This is a genomic window from Staphylococcus lugdunensis (assembly GCF_002901705.1).
In the GTDB taxonomy this organism is placed as follows: Bacteria; Bacillota; Bacilli; order Staphylococcales; family Staphylococcaceae; genus Staphylococcus; species Staphylococcus lugdunensis.
The window spans coordinates 1,244,321-1,268,827 of record NZ_PPPV01000012.1 but is presented as its reverse complement, the minus strand read 5'-3'; the positions used below and the strand labels follow the sequence as shown (position 1 = coordinate 1,268,827).

Annotated in this window: 19 protein-coding genes and 1 other annotated feature; of the genes, 17 read left to right on the top strand and 2 right to left on the bottom strand. The window is 36.4% G+C overall.

What is annotated here, in order from left to right; genetic code table 11:
- Positions 1–65 precede the first annotated feature (65 nt).
- The 11 genes from rplA (at position 66) to tuf (ending at position 15,534) form a co-directional block, all read left to right on the top strand.
- Positions 66–761, top strand: coding sequence for a 50S ribosomal protein L1 (gene rplA, locus CD041_RS06760; protein ID WP_002479465.1), 696 nt, complete (start codon positions 66–68; stop codon positions 759–761).
- Between the two features lie 86 nt (positions 762–847).
- Positions 848–996 (top strand) — a sequence feature (ribosomal protein L10 leader region).
- A 39-nt stretch (positions 997–1,035) separates the two neighbouring features.
- On the top strand, positions 1,036–1,536 hold the full coding sequence (gene rplJ / locus CD041_RS06750; RefSeq protein ID WP_002459939.1) for a 50S ribosomal protein L10: 501 nt from the start codon (positions 1,036–1,038) through the stop codon (positions 1,534–1,536).
- A gap of 37 nt (positions 1,537–1,573) precedes the next feature.
- The gene (gene rplL, locus CD041_RS06745; RefSeq protein WP_002459938.1) at positions 1,574–1,942 is read left to right on the top strand and encodes a 50S ribosomal protein L7/L12; all 369 of its coding nucleotides are present in this window, start codon (positions 1,574–1,576) and stop codon (positions 1,940–1,942) included.
- A 275-nt stretch (positions 1,943–2,217) separates the two neighbouring features.
- Positions 2,218–2,826 carry a class I SAM-dependent methyltransferase gene (locus tag CD041_RS06740; RefSeq protein ID WP_002492940.1) on the top strand — a complete coding sequence of 203 codons (609 nt, stop codon included), beginning with the start codon at positions 2,218–2,220 and terminating at the stop codon, positions 2,824–2,826.
- A gap of 201 nt (positions 2,827–3,027) precedes the next feature.
- On the top strand, positions 3,028–6,582 hold the full coding sequence (gene rpoB / locus CD041_RS06735; RefSeq protein WP_070647772.1) for a DNA-directed RNA polymerase subunit beta: 3,555 nt from the start codon (positions 3,028–3,030) through the stop codon (positions 6,580–6,582).
- Between the two features lie 185 nt (positions 6,583–6,767).
- On the top strand, positions 6,768–10,364 hold the full coding sequence (rpoC, locus tag CD041_RS06730) for a DNA-directed RNA polymerase subunit beta' (RefSeq protein WP_170121713.1): 3,597 nt from the start codon (positions 6,768–6,770) through the stop codon (positions 10,362–10,364).
- A gap of 261 nt (positions 10,365–10,625) precedes the next feature.
- Entirely contained in the window at positions 10,626–10,886 is a 261-nt protein-coding gene (locus CD041_RS06725; RefSeq protein ID WP_002479463.1) for a ribosomal L7Ae/L30e/S12e/Gadd45 family protein, read from the top strand.
- 89 nt (positions 10,887–10,975) lie between these two features.
- Positions 10,976–11,389: a 30S ribosomal protein S12 gene (rpsL, locus tag CD041_RS06720; RefSeq protein WP_002459933.1), complete on the top strand. Its 414-nt coding sequence runs from the start codon at positions 10,976–10,978 to the stop codon at positions 11,387–11,389.
- A gap of 70 nt (positions 11,390–11,459) precedes the next feature.
- Positions 11,460–11,930 carry a 30S ribosomal protein S7 gene (gene rpsG / locus CD041_RS06715; RefSeq protein WP_001137495.1) on the top strand — a complete coding sequence of 157 codons (471 nt, stop codon included), beginning with the start codon at positions 11,460–11,462 and terminating at the stop codon, positions 11,928–11,930.
- A gap of 119 nt (positions 11,931–12,049) precedes the next feature.
- On the top strand, positions 12,050–14,131 hold the full coding sequence (gene fusA, locus CD041_RS06710) for an elongation factor G (RefSeq protein WP_002479461.1): 2,082 nt from the start codon (positions 12,050–12,052) through the stop codon (positions 14,129–14,131).
- Between the two features lie 218 nt (positions 14,132–14,349).
- Complete coding sequence (tuf, locus tag CD041_RS06705; protein WP_002459931.1) at positions 14,350–15,534, top strand: elongation factor Tu; 1,185 nt, start codon at positions 14,350–14,352, stop codon at positions 15,532–15,534.
- A 114-nt stretch (positions 15,535–15,648) separates the two neighbouring features.
- Here the strand turns inward: tuf and CD041_RS06700 are convergent, their stop codons facing one another.
- A complete protein-coding gene (locus tag CD041_RS06700) occupies positions 15,649–16,815 on the bottom strand; it encodes a M20 family metallopeptidase (protein WP_002479460.1) in 1,167 nt (388 codons plus the stop codon).
- Positions 16,816–17,384: 569 nt separating this feature from the next.
- Between CD041_RS06700 and CD041_RS06690 the strand changes: the two genes are divergently transcribed.
- The 4 genes from CD041_RS06690 (at position 17,385) to CD041_RS06675 (ending at position 20,697) form a co-directional block, all read left to right on the top strand.
- Entirely contained in the window at positions 17,385–18,575 is a 1,191-nt protein-coding gene (locus CD041_RS06690) for a glycine C-acetyltransferase (protein WP_002479459.1), read from the top strand.
- 102 nt (positions 18,576–18,677) lie between these two features.
- Positions 18,678–19,652: an ornithine cyclodeaminase family protein gene (locus CD041_RS06685; protein ID WP_070647774.1), complete on the top strand. Its 975-nt coding sequence runs from the start codon at positions 18,678–18,680 to the stop codon at positions 19,650–19,652.
- 108 nt (positions 19,653–19,760) lie between these two features.
- Positions 19,761–20,267: a GNAT family N-acetyltransferase gene (locus CD041_RS06680; RefSeq protein WP_002459927.1), complete on the top strand. Its 507-nt coding sequence runs from the start codon at positions 19,761–19,763 to the stop codon at positions 20,265–20,267.
- 10 nt (positions 20,268–20,277) lie between these two features.
- A complete protein-coding gene (locus CD041_RS06675; RefSeq protein WP_002492975.1) occupies positions 20,278–20,697 on the top strand; it encodes an NUDIX hydrolase in 420 nt (139 codons plus the stop codon).
- Positions 20,698–20,747: 50 nt separating this feature from the next.
- On the opposite strand, the gene CD041_RS06670 is transcribed toward CD041_RS06675, so the two are convergent.
- Positions 20,748–21,371, bottom strand: coding sequence for a LysE/ArgO family amino acid transporter (locus CD041_RS06670; RefSeq protein WP_070647775.1), 624 nt, complete (start codon positions 21,369–21,371; stop codon positions 20,748–20,750).
- 699 nt (positions 21,372–22,070) lie between these two features.
- On the opposite strand from CD041_RS06670, the gene CD041_RS06665 reads away from it, so the two are divergent.
- Positions 22,071–23,024: an NAD-dependent epimerase/dehydratase family protein gene (locus CD041_RS06665; RefSeq protein ID WP_002479454.1), complete on the top strand. Its 954-nt coding sequence runs from the start codon at positions 22,071–22,073 to the stop codon at positions 23,022–23,024.
- 220 nt (positions 23,025–23,244) lie between these two features.
- Complete coding sequence (locus tag CD041_RS06660) at positions 23,245–24,321, top strand: branched-chain amino acid aminotransferase (protein ID WP_002459923.1); 1,077 nt, start codon at positions 23,245–23,247, stop codon at positions 24,319–24,321.
- Positions 24,322–24,507 lie beyond the last annotated feature (186 nt).

Genomic DNA, 24,507 nt, shown 5'->3' with positions numbered 1-24,507 from the left:
CTTGTGTGATACGCAAGTGAAATGTGGGAGGAAATTCCGCTAAAACCACTAAAGGAGGAAGAATAATGGCTAAAAAAGGTAAAAAGTATCAAGAAGCAGCTAGCAAAATTGACCGTACGCAACACTACAGTGTTGAGGAAGCAATTAGCTTAGCTAAAGAAACTAGCGTAGCTAACTTTGATGCATCAGTTGAAGTTGCATTCCGTTTAGGTATTGATACACGTAAAAATGATCAACAAATCCGTGGTGCAGTTGTACTACCAAACGGAACTGGTAAATCACAACGTGTATTAGTATTTGCGAAAGGTGATAAAATCACTGAAGCAGAAGAAGCAGGCGCAGATTATGTAGGTGAAGCAGAATATGCTCAAAAAATCCAACAAGGTTGGTTTGATTTCGATGTAGTTGTTGCTACACCTGACATGATGGGTGAAGTTGGTAAATTAGGTAGAGTATTAGGACCAAAAGGTTTAATGCCTAACCCTAAAACTGGCACTGTTACGATGGACGTTAAAAAAGCTGTTGAAGAAATCAAAGCAGGTAAAGTTGAATACCGTGCTGAAAAAGCAGGTATTGTTCACGCTACTATCGGTAAAGTTTCATTTGATACTGATAAATTAATTGAAAACTTTAACGCATTACAAGACGTTTTAGCAAAAGCAAAACCAGCTTCAGCTAAAGGTACTTACTTCAAATCCGTTGCTGTTACTACAACAATGGGTCCTGGCGTTAAAGTTGATACTTCATCATTTAAATTATAATTATATAATGACTTCAAAGACTGGCAACTTTTGCTAGTCTTTTTTTAAAAAAACGATTGACATATTACAATAACAACGTTATATTAATTATTGTGATTATTTTACCTAAGACAGTAGGAGTTAATTATAACTTAAAAATCAATCCTACCGAGGCTAAAATTGACTTGAACGTGATGATTAATTGATCTTTCAAGCACTTTTTGCCGTGGGTAGAAAGTGCTTTTTTTATTGCTATTAAAAAAAGCACCGAACAAATTTAAATGGAGGTGTCTGAATGTCTGCTATCATTGAAGCAAAAAAACAACTTGTTGACGTTATTGCTGATCAACTTAAAAATTCAGTATCAACTGTCGTTGTCGATTACCGTGGTTTAACAGTTGCAGAAGTAACAGAATTGCGTTCACAATTACGTGAAGCTGGTGTTGAGTATAAAGTATACAAAAACACAATGGTTCGTCGTGCAGCTGAACAAGCAGGTATCGAAGGCTTAAACGATTTCTTAACAGGTCCTACAGCAATTGCAACTTCAACTGAAGATGTTGTAGCACCAGCGAAAGTTATCGCAGGTTTTGCAAAAGAACACGAAGCTTTAGAAATCAAAACAGGTGTCATGGACGGTAGTATTATATCAGCAGAAGAAGTTAAAACTGTTGGTTCATTACCTTCACACGACGGTCTTGTATCTATGCTTTTATCAGTATTACAAGCTCCAGTCCGCAACTTCGCTTATGCAGTTAAAGCTGTTGGAGAACAAAAAGAAGAAAGCGCTGAGTAATTGCGCATAAATTTTAAAATAACGGAGGAATTATAAAATGGCTAATCAAGAACAAATCATTGAAGCAATTAAAGAAATGTCAGTTTTAGAATTAAACGATTTAGTAAAAGCAATTGAAGAAGAATTTGGTGTAACTGCAGCAGCTCCAGTAGCAGCAGCAGGTGCAGCTGGTGGCGGAGACGCAGCAGCAGAAAAAACTGAATTTGATGTTGAATTAACTTCAGCTGGTTCATCTAAAATCAAAGTTGTTAAAGCAGTTAAAGAAGCAACTGGCTTAGGATTAAAAGATGCTAAAGAATTAGTAGATGGCGCTCCTAAAGTAATTAAAGAAGGCCTTGCTAAAGACGAAGCTGAAAAACTTAAAGAACAATTAGAAGAAGTAGGCGCGACTGTAGAATTAAAATAGTTCTCTCGTCTAAACTTAATATAGGTTAAGATAAATGAGATACATCGTTTGAATGTAGGAAGACTTAACCTAAATGCTTTGAGAAATGAAAACCCCGTTATCACGATAACGGGGTTTAGTTCATTTTCAGAATACAGTGGTACTTAATTAACGCATCCAAGTAGTTCAAGAAAAATGAAAAAATACACGAATAATATGTACTTTTTATGCTCATGACGTAAAAATACACGGTGATAATTCTTTAATACAAATCTATAAAGGAAAGGGGTGGGCTTATGAGTCATTATTATGATGAGTGCCCAGACGTTAAAAGTAATCAACAAACCATTGTTTACTCATATCAGCACGATAAATTACAGCTAGTGACAGATGCAGGTGTTTTTTCTAAAGATAAGGTAGATTTCGGCTCTGACTTGCTAATTCAAACGTTTTTGAATGAACATCCGCCTGGTCCGAGTAAGTCGATTGTTGATGTTGGATGTGGATATGGTCCTATTGGCCTAACCATAGCAAAGGTCTGTCCGCACCATAAAGTGACAATGCTTGACGTTAACCAACGCGCATTAGCACTAGCTGAAAAAAATAGTAAGCATAATCAAATTGATAATGTCATTATTAAAGAAAGCGATGGTCTTTCTGCAGTAAAGCATAACGCTTGTGATTATATTTTAACTAATCCGCCAATTAGAGCTGGTAAAGAAGTTGTTCATCGAATTTTTGCTGAAGCATATGACAGGTTAAGGACACAGGGTGAGCTGTTCGTTGTCATACAAAAGAAACAAGGTATGCCATCCGCTAAAAAGAAATTGGCTGAACTATTTGATAATGTAGAAGTCGTCACAAAGAATAAAGGATATTATATATTAAGAAGTTCAAAAGGTTGATTTAATATTCGTATTCTGATATAGTTATAAAATGTAAAAATTTATGTTCAATAAGTGTGTACTTTTACCTAATAAGAGTAAGTGGAACAGGAATAACATGAAACGGAAATGGTGTCATCTTTAGTGTTGCCGTTTTCTTTTTGTCTTGTTAGCACACTTTTAAATGGACGGTAGCACACAATATTTGAGGGGTGAATCTGTTTGGCAGGTCAAGTTGTCCAATATGGAAGACATCGTAAACGTAGAAACTACGCGAGAATTTCAGAAGTATTAGAATTACCAAACTTAATAGAAATTCAAACTAAATCTTATGATTGGTTCCTAAAAGAAGGTTTACTAGAAATGTTCCGTGATATCTCACCAATTGAAGATTTCACAGGTAACCTATCATTAGAGTTTGTAGATTACAGATTAGGTGAACCAAAGTATGATTTAGAAGAATCGAAAAATCGTGACGCTACTTATGCTGCACCTCTTCGTGTTAAAGTGCGTCTCGTTATAAAAGAAACAGGTGAAGTTAAAGAGCAAGAAGTATTTATGGGAGACTTCCCATTAATGACAGATACAGGTACGTTTGTTATTAATGGTGCAGAGCGTGTTATTGTATCGCAATTAGTACGTTCACCATCCGTTTACTTTAATGAAAAAATTGACAAAAACGGACGAGAAAATTATGATGCTACAATCATTCCTAACCGTGGTGCCTGGTTAGAATACGAAACAGATGCTAAAGATGTTGTCTATGTTCGTATTGATAGAACTCGTAAATTGCCATTAACTGTCTTATTACGCGCATTAGGCTTTTCAACTGATCAAGAAATTGTTGAGTTGTTAGGCGATAACGAATACTTGCGTAATACATTAGAAAAAGACGGAACAGAAAACACTGAACAAGCGTTATTAGAAATTTATGAACGTTTACGTCCTGGTGAACCACCAACAGTTGAAAATGCAAAAAGTTTATTATATTCTCGCTTCTTCGATCCGAAACGCTATGATTTAGCAAGCGTTGGACGTTATAAAGCGAACAAAAAATTGCATCTAAAACACCGTTTATTTAATCAAAAATTAGCAGAGCCTATCGTAAACAGCGAAACAGGTGAAATTGTTGCTGAAGAAGGTACTGTATTAGATCGTCGCAAATTAGACGAAATTATGGACGTTCTTGAAACAAATGCGAATAGTGAAGTATTCGAATTAGAAGGAACAGTAATAGACGAACCGGTTGAAATTCAATCAATCAAAGTCTATGTACCAAATGATGAAGAAGGTTGTACAACAACGATAATTGGTAATGCTTTACCAGATTCAGAAGTGAAATGTATCACACCTGCAGATATTATTTCTTCTATGAGTTACTTCTTCAACTTATTAGCTGGCATTGGTTACACGGATGATATCGATCATTTAGGTAACCGTCGTTTACGTTCAGTTGGTGAGTTATTGCAAAACCAATTCCGTATTGGTTTATCAAGAATGGAACGTGTTGTGCGTGAAAGAATGTCAATTCAAGATACCGAATCTATCACACCACAACAATTAATTAATATTAGACCAGTTATTGCATCAATTAAAGAATTCTTTGGTAGTTCTCAATTATCACAATTCATGGACCAAGCTAACCCATTAGCAGAATTAACACACAAACGTCGTTTATCTGCGTTAGGACCTGGTGGTTTAACACGTGAACGTGCACAAATGGAAGTTCGTGACGTGCATTATTCTCACTATGGCCGTATGTGTCCGATTGAAACACCAGAGGGTCCAAACATTGGTTTGATTAACTCATTATCTAGTTATGCGCGTGTCAACGAGTTTGGCTTTATTGAAACGCCTTATCGTAAAGTAGATATTGATACAAATGCAATCACAGATCAAATTGACTACTTAACTGCTGATGAAGAAGACAGTTATGTCGTTGCACAAGCGAACTCTCGCCTTGATGAAAATGGTCGTTTCTTAGATGATGAAGTAGTATGCCGTTTCCGCGGTAATAATACTGTTATGGCTAAAGAAAAAATGGACTACATGGATGTATCTCCTAAACAAGTTGTTTCAGCTGCGACAGCATGTATTCCATTCTTAGAGAACGATGACTCTAACCGTGCATTGATGGGTGCAAACATGCAACGTCAAGCAGTTCCGTTGATGAACCCTGAAGCGCCGTTCGTAGGAACAGGTATGGAGCATGTTGCTGCTCGTGACTCTGGTGCTGCGATTACTGCAAAATACAGAGGTCGTGTAGAACACGTTGAATCTAATGAAATCCTAGTGCGTCGATTAATTGAAGAAAATGGAAAAGAATATGAAGGCGAACTTGATCGCTATCCATTAGCGAAGTTTAAACGCTCTAACTCTGGTACATGTTATAACCAACGTCCAATTGTTTCTATTGGCGACGTTGTAGAATACAATGAAATTCTAGCTGACGGTCCATCAATGGAGCTTGGTGAAATGGCATTAGGCCGCAACGTTGTAGTTGGTTTCATGACTTGGGACGGCTATAACTATGAAGATGCTGTCATCATGAGTGAACGTTTAGTCAAAGATGACGTTTACACATCTATTCATATTGAAGAATATGAATCAGAAGCACGTGATACGAAATTAGGACCTGAGGAAATCACACGTGATATTCCTAACGTCTCTGAAAGTGCACTTAAAAACTTAGACGATCGCGGTATTGTTTATGTAGGTGCAGAAGTTAAAGATGGCGATATTTTAGTAGGTAAAGTAACGCCTAAAGGTGTCACAGAGCTAACAGCTGAAGAACGTCTATTACATGCAATCTTTGGTGAAAAAGCACGTGAAGTGCGTGACACTTCATTGCGTGTACCACATGGTGCTGGCGGTATTGTGCTAGATGTTAAAGTCTTCAACCGTGAAGAAGGAGATGACACACTTTCTCCAGGTGTTAACCAATTAGTACGCGTATATATTGTGCAGAAACGTAAAATACACGTTGGGGACAAAATGTGTGGTCGTCATGGTAACAAAGGTGTCATTTCTAAGATTGTTCCAGAAGAGGACATGCCTTATTTACCAGATGGACGTCCAATTGATATTATGTTAAACCCACTTGGTGTGCCATCACGTATGAACATTGGACAAGTTCTAGAGTTGCATTTAGGTATGGCTGCTAAAAACTTAGGTATTCATGTTGCGTCACCAGTATTTGATGGTGCGAACGATGAAGATGTATGGTCAACAATTGAAGAAGCTGGTATGGCACGTGACGGTAAAACCGTATTATATGATGGCCGTACAGGTGAGCCATTCGACAACCGTATCTCAGTTGGAGTTATGTACATGCTTAAACTTGCACATATGGTTGATGACAAATTACATGCTCGTTCAACAGGTCCATACTCATTAGTTACACAACAACCACTTGGTGGTAAAGCACAATTTGGTGGACAACGTTTCGGTGAGATGGAAGTATGGGCACTTGAAGCTTATGGTGCTGCCTATACATTGCAAGAAATCCTTACTTATAAATCTGATGATACGGTAGGCCGTGTTAAAACATACGAAGCTATCGTTAAAGGTGAAAACATTTCTAGACCAAGTGTTCCTGAATCATTCCGTGTATTGATGAAAGAACTTCAAAGTTTAGGTTTAGATGTGAAAGTGATGGATGAGCACGATAACGAAATCGAAATGGCAGATGTTGAAGATGAAGATACAACAGAGCGCAAAGTAGATTTGCAACAAAAAGATGCGCCACAATCTCAACAAGAAGAAACTGCTGATTAGTCAATATATTAGATATAAGGAATGGTGTTAGGAACAAGTGCTACGGATGTTTAAACATAATGTGTTTTGAGTTGCATCCATCCTAACCTTTCCTTAATTTCAATAGATGTAAATCAATCAAATGGCACAGCTAATCTAAATTGAAGGAGGTAGGCTCCTTGATTGATGTAAATAATTTCCATTATATGAAAATCGGTTTAGCCTCACCTGAAAAAATTCGTTCATGGTCATATGGTGAAGTGAAAAAACCAGAAACAATTAATTATCGTACGTTAAAACCAGAAAAAGATGGCTTATTCTGTGAGAGAATATTCGGCCCAACTAAAGATTGGGAATGTAGTTGTGGTAAATACAAACGTGTGCGTTATAAAGGCATGGTTTGTGATAGATGTGGTGTTGAAGTCACTAAATCTAAAGTTCGTCGTGAAAGAATGGGACATATTGAATTAGCAGCTCCTGTATCTCATATTTGGTACTTCAAAGGTATCCCAAGTCGTATGGGTCTGTTATTAGACATGTCTCCTAGAGCATTAGAAGAAGTTATCTATTTCGCTTCATATGTTGTTGTCGATCCAGGTCCAACTGGTTTAGAAAAGAAAACTTTATTATCTGAAGCTGAATTTAGAGACTACTATGACAAATATCCAGGACAATTCGTTGCTAAAATGGGTGCAGAAGGCATTAAAGATTTATTACATGAAATTGACCTTGATGAAGAGCTTAAGCAATTACGTGATGAATTAGAATCAGCAACTGGTCAAAGATTGACACGTGCAATTAAACGTTTAGAAGTTGTTGAATCTTTTAGAAATTCTGGCAATAAACCTGAGTGGATGATTTTAGATGTACTTCCAATTATTCCACCAGAAATCCGTCCTATGGTTCAATTAGACGGGGGCCGTTTTGCTACAAGTGACTTAAATGACTTATATCGTCGTGTCATTAATCGTAATAATCGTTTAAAACGTTTATTAGATTTAGGTGCGCCTGGTATTATCGTGCAAAATGAAAAACGTATGTTGCAAGAAGCAGTAGATGCTTTAATTGATAATGGACGACGCGGACGCCCAGTTACTGGACCAGGTAACAGACCTTTGAAATCTCTTTCTCATATGTTGAAAGGTAAACAAGGTCGTTTCCGTCAAAACTTACTCGGTAAACGTGTTGACTATTCAGGACGTTCAGTTATCGCAGTAGGTCCAAGCTTGAAAATGTACCAATGTGGTTTGCCAAAAGAAATGGCGCTCGAATTGTTCAAACCTTTTGTTATGAAAGAGTTAGTACAACGTGAAATTGCCACAAACATTAAAAATGCGAAAAGTAAAATTGAACGCATGGATGATGAAGTTTGGGATGTATTAGAAGATGTTATTAGAGAACATCCGGTTCTGTTAAACCGTGCGCCTACGCTTCATAGACTAGGTATTCAAGCATTTGAACCAACATTAGTAGAAGGTCGCGCAATTCGACTTCACCCACTTGTAACAACAGCTTACAATGCGGACTTTGATGGTGACCAAATGGCTGTTCACGTACCATTATCTAAAGAAGCTCAAGCAGAAGCACGTATGCTTATGCTGGCTGCACAAAATATTTTGAACCCTAAAGATGGTAAACCAGTTGTTACGCCATCACAAGATATGGTATTAGGTAACTACTACCTTACTTTAGAGCGCAAAGATGCAATTAATACTGGTGCTATTTTTAACGATACAAACGAAGTGTTAAAAGCATATGCCAATGGCTATGTACACTTGCATACACGTATCGGTGTACATGCTGGGTCATTTAACAACCCGACATTTACTGAAGAACAAAATAAAAAAATCTTAGCTACATCTGTAGGTAAAGTCATTTTTAATGAAATTATTCCAGAATCATTTGCGTATATTAATGAACCATCACAAGCAAATTTAGAAGACAAAACACCTGATAAATATTTTGTTGATCCATCACAATTAGGTGAAGGTGGACTTAAAGCATTCTTTGAAGAACAAGAATTGACTGAGCCATTCAACAAAAAATTCTTAGGTAATATTATTGCTGAAGTCTTTAATAGATTTAGCATTACTGATACATCAATGATGCTTGACCGTATGAAAGACTTAGGTTTCAAATTTTCATCAAAAGCAGGTATTACTGTAGGTGTCGCAGATATCGTTGTATTACCAGACAAAAAAGATATCTTAGATGAACATGAAAAACTTGTTGATCGAGTAACAAAACAATTCAATCGTGGTTTAATAACAGAAGATGAACGTTATAATGCAGTCGTTGAAATTTGGACAGATGCTAAAGACCAAATTCAAGGCGAATTAATGCAATCACTTGAGAAAACAAACCCAATCTTTATGATGAGTGATTCAGGTGCGCGTGGTAACGCATCTAACTTTACGCAATTAGCTGGTATGCGTGGTTTAATGGCTGCGCCATCAGGTAAAATTATTGAGTTGCCAATCACTTCTTCATTCCGTGAAGGTTTAACCGTATTAGAATACTTCATTTCTACCCATGGTGCACGTAAAGGTCTTGCCGATACAGCGCTTAAAACAGCTGACTCTGGTTACCTTACTCGTCGTCTTGTTGACGTTGCACAAGATGTTATTGTACGTGAAGAAGACTGTGGCACTGACCGTGGTTTACTTGTATCTGATATTAGAGAAGGTACAGAAATGATTGAACCGTTTATCGAACGTATCGAAGGTCGCTATTCTAAAGAAACAATTCGTCACCCTGAAACGGATGAAATTATCATTCATCCTGATGAATTGATTACAGCTGAAATCGCGAAGAAAATTACCGATGCAGGTATTGAGCAAATGTACATCCGTTCAGCATTTACTTGTAACACACGTCACGGCGTATGTGAAAAATGTTATGGTAAAAACCTTGCGACAGGTGAAAAAGTTGAAGTGGGTGAAGCAGTTGGAACAATTGCTGCTCAATCAATTGGTGAACCAGGTACGCAGCTTACAATGCGTACATTCCACACAGGTGGTGTAGCAGGTAGCGATATCACTCAAGGTCTTCCACGTATCCAAGAGATTTTCGAAGCGCGTAATCCAAAAGGACAAGCTGTGATTACTGAAATCGAAGGTGTTGTTGAAGATATTAAATTAGCGAAAGACCGTCAACAAGAAATTGTTGTTAAAGGCGCAAACGAAACAAGATCTTACCTTGCTTCAGGTACTTCAAGATTAAAAGTAGAAGTAGGACAATCAGTTGAACGAGGAGAAGTATTAACAGAAGGTTCAATTGAGCCGAAAAACTTCTTAGCTGTGGCTGGTTTAAATGCTACTGAAAGTTACTTGCTTAAAGAGGTACAAAAAGTTTATCGTATGCAAGGTGTAGAAATCGATGATAAACACGTTGAAGTAATGGTTAGACAAATGCTACGTAAAGTGCGTATTATCGAAGCTGGCGACACTAAATTATTACCAGGTTCACTTGTAGATATTCACCACTTTACAGACGCAAACCGCGATTCATTTAAACAACGTAAACGCCCAGCAACAGCCAAACCAGTGTTGTTAGGTATTACTAAAGCATCTCTTGAAACAGAAAGCTTCTTATCAGCGGCTTCATTCCAAGAAACAACACGTGTCCTTACAGATGCAGCTATCAAAGGTAAACGTGATGACTTACTTGGACTTAAAGAGAATGTTATTATTGGTAAACTTATCCCAGCTGGTACAGGTATGAGACGATACAGTAGCGTTAAATACGATAAAACCACTGTTCCAGTAGCTGAACAAACAGAAGAACAATTAACAGACAAATAATAAAATTGACTGGGACATTTCCTGAAAAATTAGCTAGTAAATGCGGTTTTTGTAACGTCATTTACTAGCTATTTTATTTACAATACTTGTATTGAAAGCTCACTTGCTTAGTCGACACTTCTGAGTGTGGTCCCAACTTGTTGGAAATATTTGTTTCTGACACTATGATTTTCAATCAATTTTGCTATTATATATTGACTGTAATAAAGTTAAGTGTTATTATTGTAAAGGTTGATGCAAGCAGAACTTTGGAGGATGTTCATGTCTAATGAAAAAGTTGCACGCTTTAACAAACAACACGTTGTAGTTGGTCTTAAAGAAACGCTCAAGGCGTTAAAGAAAGATCAAGTTACAGCATTGATTATTGCAAAAGACGTCGAAGTATTTTTATTATCTCGCGTGTTTAGCTATGTCAATCACACAAATATACCTGTTTATTATTTCGAGAGTAAACAAGCTCTTGGCAAATATGTAGGTATTAATGTTAATGCGACAATTGTTGCATTATTGAATGAGAATTAGTAAGTATTTGCTTACTAACTTTTATTTAACCTTAAAATGAACCACCTGGATGTGTGGGATTAAAAAGTGAAGAGAGGAGGACTTACTCAATGCCAACTATTAACCAATTAGTACGTAAACCAAGACAAAGCAAATCTAAGAAATCAGATTCACCAGCTTTAAATAGAGGTTTCAACAGTAAAAAGAAACAATTTACTGACTTAAATTCACCTCAAAAACGTGGTGTTTGTACGCGTGTAGGAACAATGACTCCTAAGAAACCTAACTCAGCGTTACGTAAATATGCACGTGTGCGTTTATCAAATAACATTGAAATCAACGCATACATCCCTGGTATCGGACACAACTTACAAGAACACAGTGTTGTACTTGTTCGTGGTGGACGTGTAAAAGACTTACCAGGTGTGCGTTACCATATTGTACGTGGTGCACTTGATACTTCAGGTGTTGATGGACGTAAACAAGGTCGTTCATTATACGGAACTAAAAAACCTAAAAACTAAGTTTAAGATTGTGTAAATTTTAAATGAGAAAACTAAAAATATACTATAATGTGAAGGGAGGATTTTAATTATGCCTCGTAAAGGATCAGTACCTAAAAGAGACGTATTACCAGATCCAATTCATAACTCTAAGTTAGTTACGAAATTGATTAACAAAATTATGTTAGACGGTAAACGTGGAACAGCACAAAGAATTCTTTATTCTGCTTTCGACTTAGTTGAACAACGCAGCGGTCGAGATGCATTAGAAGTATTCGAAGAAGCAATCAATAATATTATGCCAGTATTAGAAGTTAAAGCTCGTCGTGTAGGTGGTTCTAACTATCAAGTACCAGTTGAAGTTCGTCCAGAACGTCGTACAACATTAGGTTTACGTTGGTTAGTAAACTATGCGCGTCTTCGTGGTGAAAAAACGATGGAAGATCGTTTAGCTAACGAAATTTTAGATGCAGCTAATAATACAGGTGGTGCAGTTAAGAAACGTGAGGATACTCACAAAATGGCTGAAGCGAACAAAGCATTCGCGCACTACCGCTGGTAAAATGAAAGCTTTTACCCTGAGCGTGCTCCAATCCATTGGTTTACCAGTGCTGGTACATGCTTAGGGCATCGCCATATCTAAAGTACTTATTCAGTAAATACTGGAAGGAGAAAAAATACATGGCAAGAGACTTTTCTTTGAAAAATACTCGTAACATCGGTATCATGGCTCACATTGATGCTGGTAAAACAACTACGACTGAACGTATTCTTTATTACACAGGTCGTATCCACAAAATTGGTGAAACACATGAAGGTGCTTCACAAATGGACTGGATGGAACAAGAGCAAGATCGCGGTATCACTATTACGTCAGCTGCTACAACTGCGCAATGGAATGGTCACCGTGTTAACATCATCGATACACCAGGACACGTAGACTTCACTGTTGAGGTTGAACGTTCTTTACGTGTACTTGATGGTGCGGTTACTGTACTTGATGCACAATCAGGTGTAGAACCACAAACTGAAACAGTATGGCGCCAAGCTACAACTTATGGCGTACCTCGTATTGTATTCGTAAACAAAATGGATAAATTAGGTGCGAATTTTGACTACTCTGTAAGCACATTACATGATCGCTTACAAGCAAATGCACAACCTATCCAATTACCAATTGGTGCTGAAGATGACTTTGAAGCAATCATCGACTTAGTCGAAATGAAATGTTTCAAATACAACAATGATTTAGGTACTGAAATTGAAGAAATCGAAATCCCAGATAGCCATAAAGAAAAAGCTGAAGAAGCACGTGCAACATTAATTGAAGCCGTTGCTGAAACAAGCGATGAGTTAATGGAAAAATATCTTGGTGACGAAGAAATTACTGTTCCTGAATTAAAAGAAGCGATTCGTGAAGCTACTACAAATGTAGAATTTTACCCAGTACTTTGCGGTACAGCTTTCAAAAATAAAGGTGTTCAATTAATGCTAGATGCAGTAATTGACTATTTACCATCACCATTAGATGTTAAACCAATCATTGGTCACCGTTCTGAAAATCCAGACGAAGAAGTTATCGCGAAAGCAGACGATGATGCAGAATTTGCTGCATTGGCTTTCAAAGTAATGACTGACCCTTATGTTGGTAAATTAACATTCTTCCGTGTGTACTCAGGTACATTATCATCTGGTTCATACGTGAAAAACTCTACAAAAGGTAAACGTGAACGTGTAGGTCGTTTATTACAAATGCATGCAAACTCACGTCAAGAAATTAGTACCGTGTACTCAGGCGATATCGCTGCTGCGGTAGGTCTTAAAGACACAGGTACAGGTGATACTTTATGTGGTGAGAAAAATGACATTATCTTGGAATCAATGGAATTCCCAGAACCTGTTATCCACTTATCAGTTGAACCAAAATCTAAAGCTGACCAAGATAAAATGACAACAGCTTTAGTTAAATTACAAGAAGAAGACCCAACATTCCATGCACATACCGATGATGAAACTGGACAAGTTATCATTGGTGGTATGGGTGAATTACACTTAGACATCTTGGTTGACCGTATGAAAAAAGAATTCAACGTTGAATGTAATGTAGGTGCGCCGATGGTTTCTTACCGTGAAACATTCAAAAAAGCTGCACAAGTTCAAGGTAAATTCTCTCGTCAATCTGGTGGACGTGGTCAATACGGTGATGTTCACATTGAATTTACACCTAATGAAACTGGCGCTGGTTTCGAATTCGAAAACGCAATCGTTGGTGGTGTAGTTCCTCGTGAATACATTCCATCAGTTGAAGCAGGTCTAAAAGATGCTATGGAAAATGGTGTCTTAGCTGGTTATCCACTAATTGATGTTAAAGCTAAATTATTTGATGGTTCATACCATGATGTCGATTCATCAGAAATGGCCTTCAAAATTGCTGCATCATTAGCGCTTAAAGAAGCTGCTAAAAAATGTGATCCAGTTATCTTAGAACCAATGATGAAAGTTACAATCGAAATGCCTGAAGAATACATGGGTGATATCATGGGTGACGTAACAGCTCGTCGTGGACGTGTTGATGGTATGGAACCTCGTGGTAATGCACAAGTTGTTAACGCTTATGTACCGCTTTCAGAAATGTTCGGTTATGCAACATCATTACGTTCTAACACACAAGGTCGCGGTACTTACACAATGTACTTTGACCACTATGCAGAAGTTCCAAAATCAATTTCTGAAGAAATCATTAAGAAAAACAAAGGCGAATAATTTAACTTGTTTTAACCGTGCTAACTAGGTTAAAATACACTTTGAGTTAAAACAACTTTGCTCACGCTTTTACAATTGATTTTTTGTAGAAAATGCATTATAAAGGAATTATGAATTTCTTTGAGGCAACTCAATCTATTATATTCTCATGATGGTGAGAAACTGTCATGAGAGATAATATTGAAATAACTTTTAACTAGAAGAGGAGAGATTTAATAATGGCAAAAGAAAAATTCGATCGCTCAAAAGAACATGCCAATATTGGTACTATCGGTCACGTTGACCATGGTAAAACTACTTTAACAGCTGCAATTGCAACTGTATTAGCAAAAAATGGTGACACTGTAGCACAATCATACGACATGATTGACAACGCTCCAGAAGAAAAAGAACGTGGTATTACAATCAATACTGCACACATCGAATATCAAACTGATAAACGTCACTATGCGCACGTTGACTGCCCAGGACACGCTGACTATGTTAAAAACATGATTACTGGTGCTGCTCAAATGGACGGCGGTATCTTAGTAGTTTCTGCTGCAGATGGTCCAATGCCACAAACTCGTGAACACATTCTTTTATCACGTAACGTTGGTGTGCCAGCATTAGTAGTATTCTTAAACAAAGTTGACATGGTTGACGATGAAGAATTATTAGAATTAGTAGAAATGGAAGTTCGTGATTTATTAACTGAATATGACTTCCCAGGTGACGATGTGCCTGTAATCGCTGGTTCAGCATTAAAAGCTTTAGAAGGCGACGAAAAATACGAAGCTAAAATCTTAGAATTAATGGATGCAGTTGATAACTACATTCCAACTCCAGAACGTGACTCTGACAAACCATTCATGATGCCAGTTGAGGACGTATTCTCAATCACTGGTCGTGGTACTGTTGCTACAGGCCGTGTTGAACGTGGTCAAATCAAAGTCGGTGAAGAAGTTGAAATTATTGGTATCCACGATACTACTAAAACAACTGTTACTGGTGTAGAAATGTTCCGTAAATTATTAGACTACGCTGAAGCTGGTGACAACATCGGTGCGTTATTACGTGGTGTTGCTCGTGAAGATGTACAACGTGGACAAGTATTAGCTGCTCCAGGTTCAATTACACCTCACACTAAATTTAAAGCTGACGTATATGTTTTATCTAAAGATGAAGGTGGACGTCATACACCATTCTTCTCAAACTACCGCCCACAATTCTATTTCCGTACTACAGACGTAACTGGTGTTGTTAACTTACCAGAAGGTACAGAAATGGTTATGCCTGGCGACAACGTTGAAATGACAGTTGAATTAATCGCTCCAATCGCTATCGAAGACGGAACTCGTTTCTCAATTCGTGAAGGTGGACGTACTGTAGGATCAGGCGTTGTAACTGAAATCATGGAATAATTTAATTATTCAAAGCTCCCTTTAGGGGGCTTTTTTAGATTTAGAATTGTTATATAAGTAAAAGCTACGCCATGACGATACTTGATTGTATCTTTGATGGCGTAGCTTTTTCAGTTAAAAAACATGTTCTAATTCTAGTATTTTTAAGAAGACACTAGCCGCATACTTAAATGCGGACTCATCAATATCAAAATGTGGATTATGATGAGGTGCTGTTATTCCTTTATCTACATTGCCACATCCCGTTAAGAAAAAGGCACCTGGACGCACTTTTAAATAGTGAGAAAAGTCTTCTCCAATCATCATTAAATCAGACTCGTTAAATCTTAAGTGCAAGTCATTCGATGCTTGTTTCACTTGAGCGTATGCTTGTGGATGATTATGCACTGGTAAATAGCCTTTAATGTATTCTAAATCATAAGTAATATCATTGGCTAAAGCTAGTCCCTGTAGTAGTTTGTCCATACGCATTTCGACGTGCTCTTGTATGTCAGTATCAAATGTTCGCACGGTACCTTTACAGAAAGCACTATCAGGAATAACACTATCAGATGAACCAGCTTGAATCATACCAAATGTTAATACAGCTTCTTTAACAGGGTCTATCGTACGAGAAATAATTTTTTGTGCACTTAATATAAATTCAGCCATAATAACGATAGGATCTATCGTTTCATGTGGCTTTGCACCGTGTCCACCTCTGCCTTTTATGGTAACTGAGAATTCGTCAGGGCTTGCCATGATTGCACCGGGTCTAGAATAAATCGTGCCTGTTTCATAACCACTCCATAAGTGTGTGCCATAAATTTTATCAACATCTTGTAAACAGCCATCTTCTATCATTTCTTGAGAACCGCCAGGCATGATCTCTTCACCATATTGGAATATGCAGACGACATTCCCTTTTAACAAATGACGATGCTCATGAATAATTTCTGCTACACCAAGTAAAATAGCGGTATGACCATCATGACCACAAGCATGCATAAAGCCTTCATGTCGCGATTTGTAAGGCACATCATTCAATTCTGTTACAGGTAATGCATCGAAATCAGCGCGAAAGGCTATAGTAGGGCCTTCTTCATTCCCTTTGAAAGTCGCCTTAATACCATTGCGGCCAACTGGGGCTTCGATATCACAGTCAAGATGGCTAAGTTGATTTAAAATATAATTATGAGTCCAAGTTTCTTCGAATGATGGTTCGGGATACTGATGCATATAGCGACGCATTTGAATCATTCGATTTTCTTTATGACTCGCTAATTGAAACCAATCTAACACGTGTTTCACTTCCTCCATTATGTTCGTATTTCTTAGTATATCAGACTCTGCACGAGCGATATAGATGTGAATAAAAATCTTTTATTTATAAAATTGATTATGCCATTTTTATATTAGGCTGGACATAAATTTCACAATAATATTCCGTATGATTGACTCGCTTGCTTAGGGGAAGTTTCAGCTTGTCCTATTCGCTTAAGTGTCTCACTAAAATACAGGGTATTTATATGAGTTTTCATATTTAAAATACTTTAAAAAAACAAGGAACTTTTATAGCATTTAATCAATGTTACTAAACAAAATGAACGAGCTACTTTATGTATAAAAACGATAACATGAGGCATCATAAACTATTAATAGAAACTTCAGTTTTAATCCCTTTAGTTAGAAATAACACTCGAAAGAAATACTTTGACAGTGCTATTTTAATTCGTTACAGTTATATCCCAAACTGAGGGATTGATTTAATAAATGAAAAAATAATCATACTGCAATAATGATAAGGCTTTCATGAGCGATTAAAATAAGGTATGATAAATGTGAAATTCGAATACAAGGGGGACATATTTGTGGTTCAATCATTACACAACTTTTTAGAAGAAAATATTCAATATTTAAAAGACAACGGTTTATATAATGAAATCGATTCAATCGAAGGTGCCAATGGTCCTGAAATTACTATTAATGGTAAAACGTATATTAACCTATCTTCAAATAATTACTTAGGACTGGCTACTAACGAAGATTTAAAAACGGCAGCTAAATCTGCAATCGATTCACATGGTGTAGGCGCAGGTGCTGTACGCTCAATTAATGGCACATTAGACTTACATGATGAGTTAGAAGAAACATTAGCGCAATTTAAAGGAACTGAAGCAGCCATCGCATATCAATCTGGGTTTAATTGCAATATGGCTGCAATTTCGGCAGTCATGAACAAAAATGACGCGATTTTATCAGATGAATTAAACCATGCTTCAATTATTGATGGTTGCCGATTATCTAAAGCTAAAATCATTCGTGTAAATCACTCAGATATGGATGACTTAAGAGCTAAAGCTAAAGAGGCTGTTGAATCTGGTAAATATAATAAAGTAATGTATATTACTGATGGCGTATTTAGCATGGATGGTGATGTTGCCAAGTTACCTGAAATTGTAGAAATTGCTGAAGAGTTTGGTTTAATCACTTATGTGGATGATGCACATGGTTCAGGAGTTATGGGTAATGGTGCTGGAACCGTTAAACATTTTGGTTTACAAGATAAGATTGATTTCCAAATCGGTACACTTTCTAAGGCCATTGGTGTTGTTGGTGGTTACGTAGCAGGTACGAAAGCGTTAATAGATTGGTTAAAGGCACAATCTAGACCATTTTTATTCTCTACATCATTAGCCCCTGGTGATACTAAAGCTATTACAGAAGCTGTAAAAAAATTAATGGCTTCTACTGAGTTGCATGACAAACTCTGGGATAATGCACGATATCTAAAAGACGGATTAGCAAAACTCGGCTTTAATACAGGTGAATCAGAGACACCAATTACTCCGGTTATTATTGGAGATGAAAAAGAAACTCAAGAATTTAGTAAACGCTTAAAAGACGAAGGTATATATGTAAAATCAATCGTCTTTCCAACAGTACCACGTGGCACTGGTCGAGTAAGAAATATGCCTACTGCAGCGCATACGAAAGAAATGTTAGATAAAGCAATTGCGGCTTATGAAAAAGTAGGTAAAGCATTAGGCACAATCGAATAGTGTAAACTATCATTATCCACTGGCTACAAAGCTAGTGGATGTTTTTTATGGAGTGAAATGCTAAACTGAAATGCGTAAACACACTTGTATGGAGGTCTGGGAATGTTAGTTATAAATGAACAAGATCAACAGCAATTATTGAATATGAAAGAAGTGATCGATGAAGTTGCTCATGCACTGAAAGCTTTTTCAGAGGGAAAGACAGAAACACCATTACGCTATGTATTACCATTTAATAATGAAAATAAATATTTGGTTATGCCTGCGCTTTCAGATGAGTTAAAAATTGTTGGTATCAAAACTGTAACATTTGCACCAGAAAATCCTGAAAAAGGTAAAAAAACAATTACTGGTTCTGTATTATTAAGTGACTATGAGACTGGAGAAACACTAGCTGTGTTAGATGGGAATTATTTAACCAAAATTCGCACAGGTGCTATTTCCGGTGTTGCAACTAAATACTTAGCACGTGAAGAAGCTAAAACATTATGCGTGATAGGTGCAGGGGACCAAGCACAAGGATTAGTGGCTGCAGTTATGGCAGTGAGAAATATAGATACTGTTCATTTTTCAAGTCGTACTAAAGAAAAAGCCAATCAATTCGCAGATACAGTTGCTAAAAAATATCACGTTACAACAAAAGTTTTTAATGTGGCCGATGATGCTATGGAAAAAGCCGACATTATTGTAACTGCTACGAATTCTAGTTACCCAGTTTATTCTCGTTCGCTAAAGCCTGGAGTGCATTTAAATGCGGTAGGTTCATTTAAGCCAGATATGCAAGAATTACCATCAGAATCAATGTTAGTTGCTAATAAAATTGTTGTAGAATCGGTTGAAGCAGCCATGGAAGAGACAGGGGATTTAAAAGTACCACAAGATGAAGGTTTAATTACAGTAAACTCACTGTATGGAGAGTTAGGTGATATTGTAGCGGGAAACATTCTAGGACGTGAAGACAATAAAGAAGTAACGCTATTTAAATCAGTTGGATTAGCAATTGTCGATATTGTCGTTGCACATTATTTTTATAAGAAAGCACTAAAAAACAGCAATAAAAATCATAAAATATGTTGAAACAAGTGCTTCAATAAAAATAAATTAACACAACACCAAACGTAAAGATTGTTAGTCTAAACTAAAGCTAATAACGGCAATTAAATTAATGAAAGAGAGATATTTTGTATGTTAGAACTGAGACCATTACGCAACAAAGATGAAGTTGCTTTAAGACATTATGTAGAAGCGTGGTATCATAACAATGAACCGATTGTGCCTAACAATACTGATTTAGCCAACTACACTTCCTTTAAACATATGGTTGAGGAATTGAATAACAAAGGTGTACATAAGGATTGGGTTCCTACAACAACACTATTTTGTTTTAAAAATGATGAAATTGTTGGTGCGGTAGATATTCGACATCAGTTAAATCAACGTTTGACCAATATAGGCGGTCATGTAGGTTATGGTGTAGTGAAATCTCAGAGAGGTCAAGGCATCGCTTTATATATGCTCAAAGAAGCGAAGAAAATATTGAAAGAATTGAATGTTGATAAAGTTTTAATGACGTGCAATCCTAAAAATTATGCGTCTCAAGCAGTTATAAAGCATTGTGCTGGCTATGAAATAGCACCTTATATTAAGAAAAATGGGCAGTTAGTCAGCCGTTTTGAAATTCCGAATGATTGAAGGTTAAAATATGAAAGAATTAAAAGTTGTATATGCATTAATTCAAAATGAAGATGGACAAGTCTTACTTGTACATAACACAGACGGTGGAGGTTGGTCATTGCCTGGAGGTAAAGTTGAGCCGGAAGAAACGTTAGTAGAGGCTGTAAAGAGAGAAATTATGGAAGAAACAGGTTTGGAAGGACAAATTGGTGATATATTAAGTATTAATGAGGGCAAGTCACGATCCATGGATGTCCACACACTATTCTTTATGTTTCGTGTAACGGTTACGTCATTTGCGACTCAAATCCAGGTGCCAAATGAAATATCCACAGTACGTTGGATGACGATAAGAGAAGCGGATGAGAAATTAATTTATTATCAACAAAGTTTAGCAGAACTGTTGAAAAATAGAGCAACTTACGATTATGAAGGTTATGTATCGTAAAAATAAAGGATGATAGAAGGTTTGTCTCAATAGGCCATTTATCATCTTTTTTATATCTTTATGATTAACTGAATCATATTTTTAACAATAATACAGGCGACAATTAAAATAATAAGACTTGAAATCTTATTTAACAGGATGATATATTTACCTGTTTTATCGAGATGACCGATGACTTTACCAATAATTGCTAATAAAATAAACCAAAACCAAGAAACACTTATTGTTGCAAATGTAAACCACCATTTGTCTAGACCTTGATATAATGTTGAACTTGTACCAATGACTCCAATAGTATCCATAATAGCATGTGGATTAAGTAATGATACTGATAAAGTAAAACTAATTTGCTTCTTAGCAGACATAGGAGGTTGTGATTTTAAATCAGCCGGTTGTTCACGCCACAATGACCTAGCGATATATAATAAAAAAATGAAGCCAACAAGAAAAATGACGAGTTGTAACATAGGCAGTGAGATTAAGATAAGTGATACGCCTAGAACGGCTAGCAATATTAACACGCTATCACACAATCCTGCTGTGATAATGACAGGCAGTGTGCTTATGAAATGCTTATGATTAGCGCCTTGATTAAACACAAAGACATTCTGTGCGCCTAAAGGTAAAATTAAGCCTAATGCTAATAAAAAGCCATGGGAGATTGCTTGAAACATGTGAGTAACACGTCCTTTCAAGAATTTACTCAGCATATTATAAGTTCAATAAGTGGTAAAGACATTGTCGGAAACGCCTGACATCTTATGCGCTTAAAAATGAGTCAGTCGCAATAAATGAGTTTAGATTTAGAAGATTATGATGGCTAAAAATTAGTGGATTAAGTAATTGCTAATTAATAAAGATAATGCAATAGACATCAAGGAATAGCGTACACTTAAAAGTGCAGCATATTCCCAATTGCTATTGTTGGGTAGAAAACATACATATTATTGTCCCTGTTTTCTACCCGGCGTCAAAAGTTTATAAATAGTTTTACAATGAACTGTAAAATCACAAGGCAATGAAGTAAAACTAGGACTGCCTTTTATTTATAAATTTTAATTTAGCACAACGTAAATCAAAAAACAATATGTAATTACTGTGAATTTTTATATCAGGATCTATTATTGAATGAAAAGAACCTAGTTTCGAATGTTTAATGAGTATCGAAATATCACTTAATAACAATCATATTTATAATAAATTGAATATTTGATGAATTAAAAAGCTAATATTTTAAAATTAGTTAGTAAAAATGTACTTTGTGTATATACATGTAAGCGTTTTTATATTATAATATTTGTGTAAATACAGGTAATGTACATATAGTAAGGACAAAAATACTTTTAGCAAAAACAAAGGGAGCGTATATTTTTATGAAAAGAATAATGATTACGGGTGCTTTAGGACAAATTGGTACGGAATTAGTAGGTAAATGTAGAGAAATTTATGGCACAGACAATGTTTTAGCTACTGATATTAGAGAGCCTGAAGCAGATTCACCTGTGAAAGATGGTCCTTTTGAAATTTTAGATGTGACTGATAAGGATCGTATGTTTGAGATTGTTAAGGATTTTGAAGCAGATTCATTGATGCATATGGCTGCTTTATTATCAGCGACTGCTGAGAAAAAACCGTTATTAGCATGGGAATTAAATATGGGTGGACTTATGAACGCGCTAGAAGCAGCAAGAGAATATGACTTGCACTTCTTTACGCCAAGTTCAATAGGTGCTTTTGGTAGCTCAACACCAAAAGTAAATACGCCACAAGTGACCATCCAACGACCAACAACGATGTATGGTGTGAATAAAGTAGCTGGAGAATTATTATGCCAATATTACTATGAAAAGTTTGGTGTAGATACACGTAGTGTCAGATTTCCAGGGCTTATATCTTATGTTAAAGAACCAGGGGGCGGCACGACTGATTATGCTGTTGAAATATACTTTAAAGCTGTTCGTGAAGGGCGTTACACTAGCTATATAGCTAAAGACACATATATGGATATGATGTTTATGGATGACGCGATTGATGCCATCATCAAACTAATGGAAGCAGATAGTGAAAATTTAGTAACACGCAATGGTTATAATCTTAGTGCAATGAGCTTTGAACCAGAAATGCTCAAAGAAGCGATTCAACAATACTATCCAAATTTTGTTTTAGATTATGAAGTGGATCCAGATCGTCAAGGCATTGCGGATACTTGGCCTGACAGTATTGATACAAGTTGTTCACGCAATGAATGGGGCTTTAATCCTCAATACGATTTACCTAAGATGACTAAGATTATGCTTCGAGCAATTGAAGCGAAAGACAAAATATAAATATATCTTCAAACACGATGCATATCAATAAAAAATAGGATAACTCTTACCTCATAAGCTTGAAAAATGCTTAAGGGGTAAGAGTTTTGTTATGCTTGTTAAATAACGGTTAATATTCTGATATATTTTGAATTTTTAGAAAATTTATTGAAAGACGCCGTTGAGATTGCTATAATTACATATAATTATTGATAACGGAAATTTTTAGGAGGCAATATTCATGTCAGAAAAAGTAAAATTTGTAGAACGTCAAGCACTTAAAGAAAAACCAGATACTGCTGGTTTAGGATTTGGACAATATTTCACAGATTACATGCTCAGTTATGACTATGATATCGATAAAGGTTGGCATGATTTAAAAATCGTACCGTATGCACCATTAGAAGTATCACCAGCCGCACAAGGTTTACATTATGGACAAGCCGTTTTTGAAGGGTTAAAAGCATATAAAACGAATGATGAGGTTGTCTTATTCCGTCCAGACCAAAACTTTAAACGTATTAACGATTCTTTAGCACGTTTAGAGATGCCGAAAATTGATGAAGATGTATTATTAGAGGGATTAAAACAATTAGTTGATGTAGAACGCGACTGGGTACCAGAAGGAGAAGGCCAATCATTATATATTCGGCCATTTGTTTTTGCAACGGAAGGTATCCTTGGCGTGCGTCCATCACACCAATATAAATTATTAATTATTTTATCACCATCAGGTGCATATTATGGTGGAGACACATTGAAATCAACAAAGATTTATGTCGAAGATGAATATGTACGTGCCGTACGCGGTGGTGTTGGATTTGCTAAAGTAGCAGGAAACTATGCTGCAAGTTTACTCGCACAAAGTAATGCGAATAAGCTAGGTTATGATCAAGTATTGTGGTTAGATGGTGTTGAACAAAAATATGTTGAAGAAGTAGGTAGTATGAACATCTTCTTCGTTGAAAACGGAAAAGTAGTTACGCCAGCATTAAATGGTAGTATCTTACCTGGTATTACACGCAAATCAATCATCGAATTAGCTAAAGAATTAGGCTATGAAGTTGAAGAACGTAAAGTATCCGTTGATGAATTATTTGAAGCATACGATAAAGGTGCTTTAACTGAAGTGTTTGGTTCAGGTACAGCAGCAGTCATTTCACCAGTAGGAACATTACGTTATGAAGACCGTGAAATTGTAATTAACAATAATGAACCAGGAGAAATTACTAAAAAATTATACGATACTTACACAGGCATTCAAAGTGGTAAATTGGAAGATAAACACGGTTGGCGTGTGGTTGTTCCTAAATATTAATAGGTTATTAGAATTAAACAGGATGGGACATCAATGTCTCTGACAAGTTGAAGAGGGAGCGGGATAGAATTCATTATGAATTCGTATTCTCGCTCCCTTCATTATTCATATGAAGTGTCATTAAGACAAAGCTCAATGCTTTTAAGTATCAAGTATTTTAGGATTTATGTTCAACCTGCTTTAAAT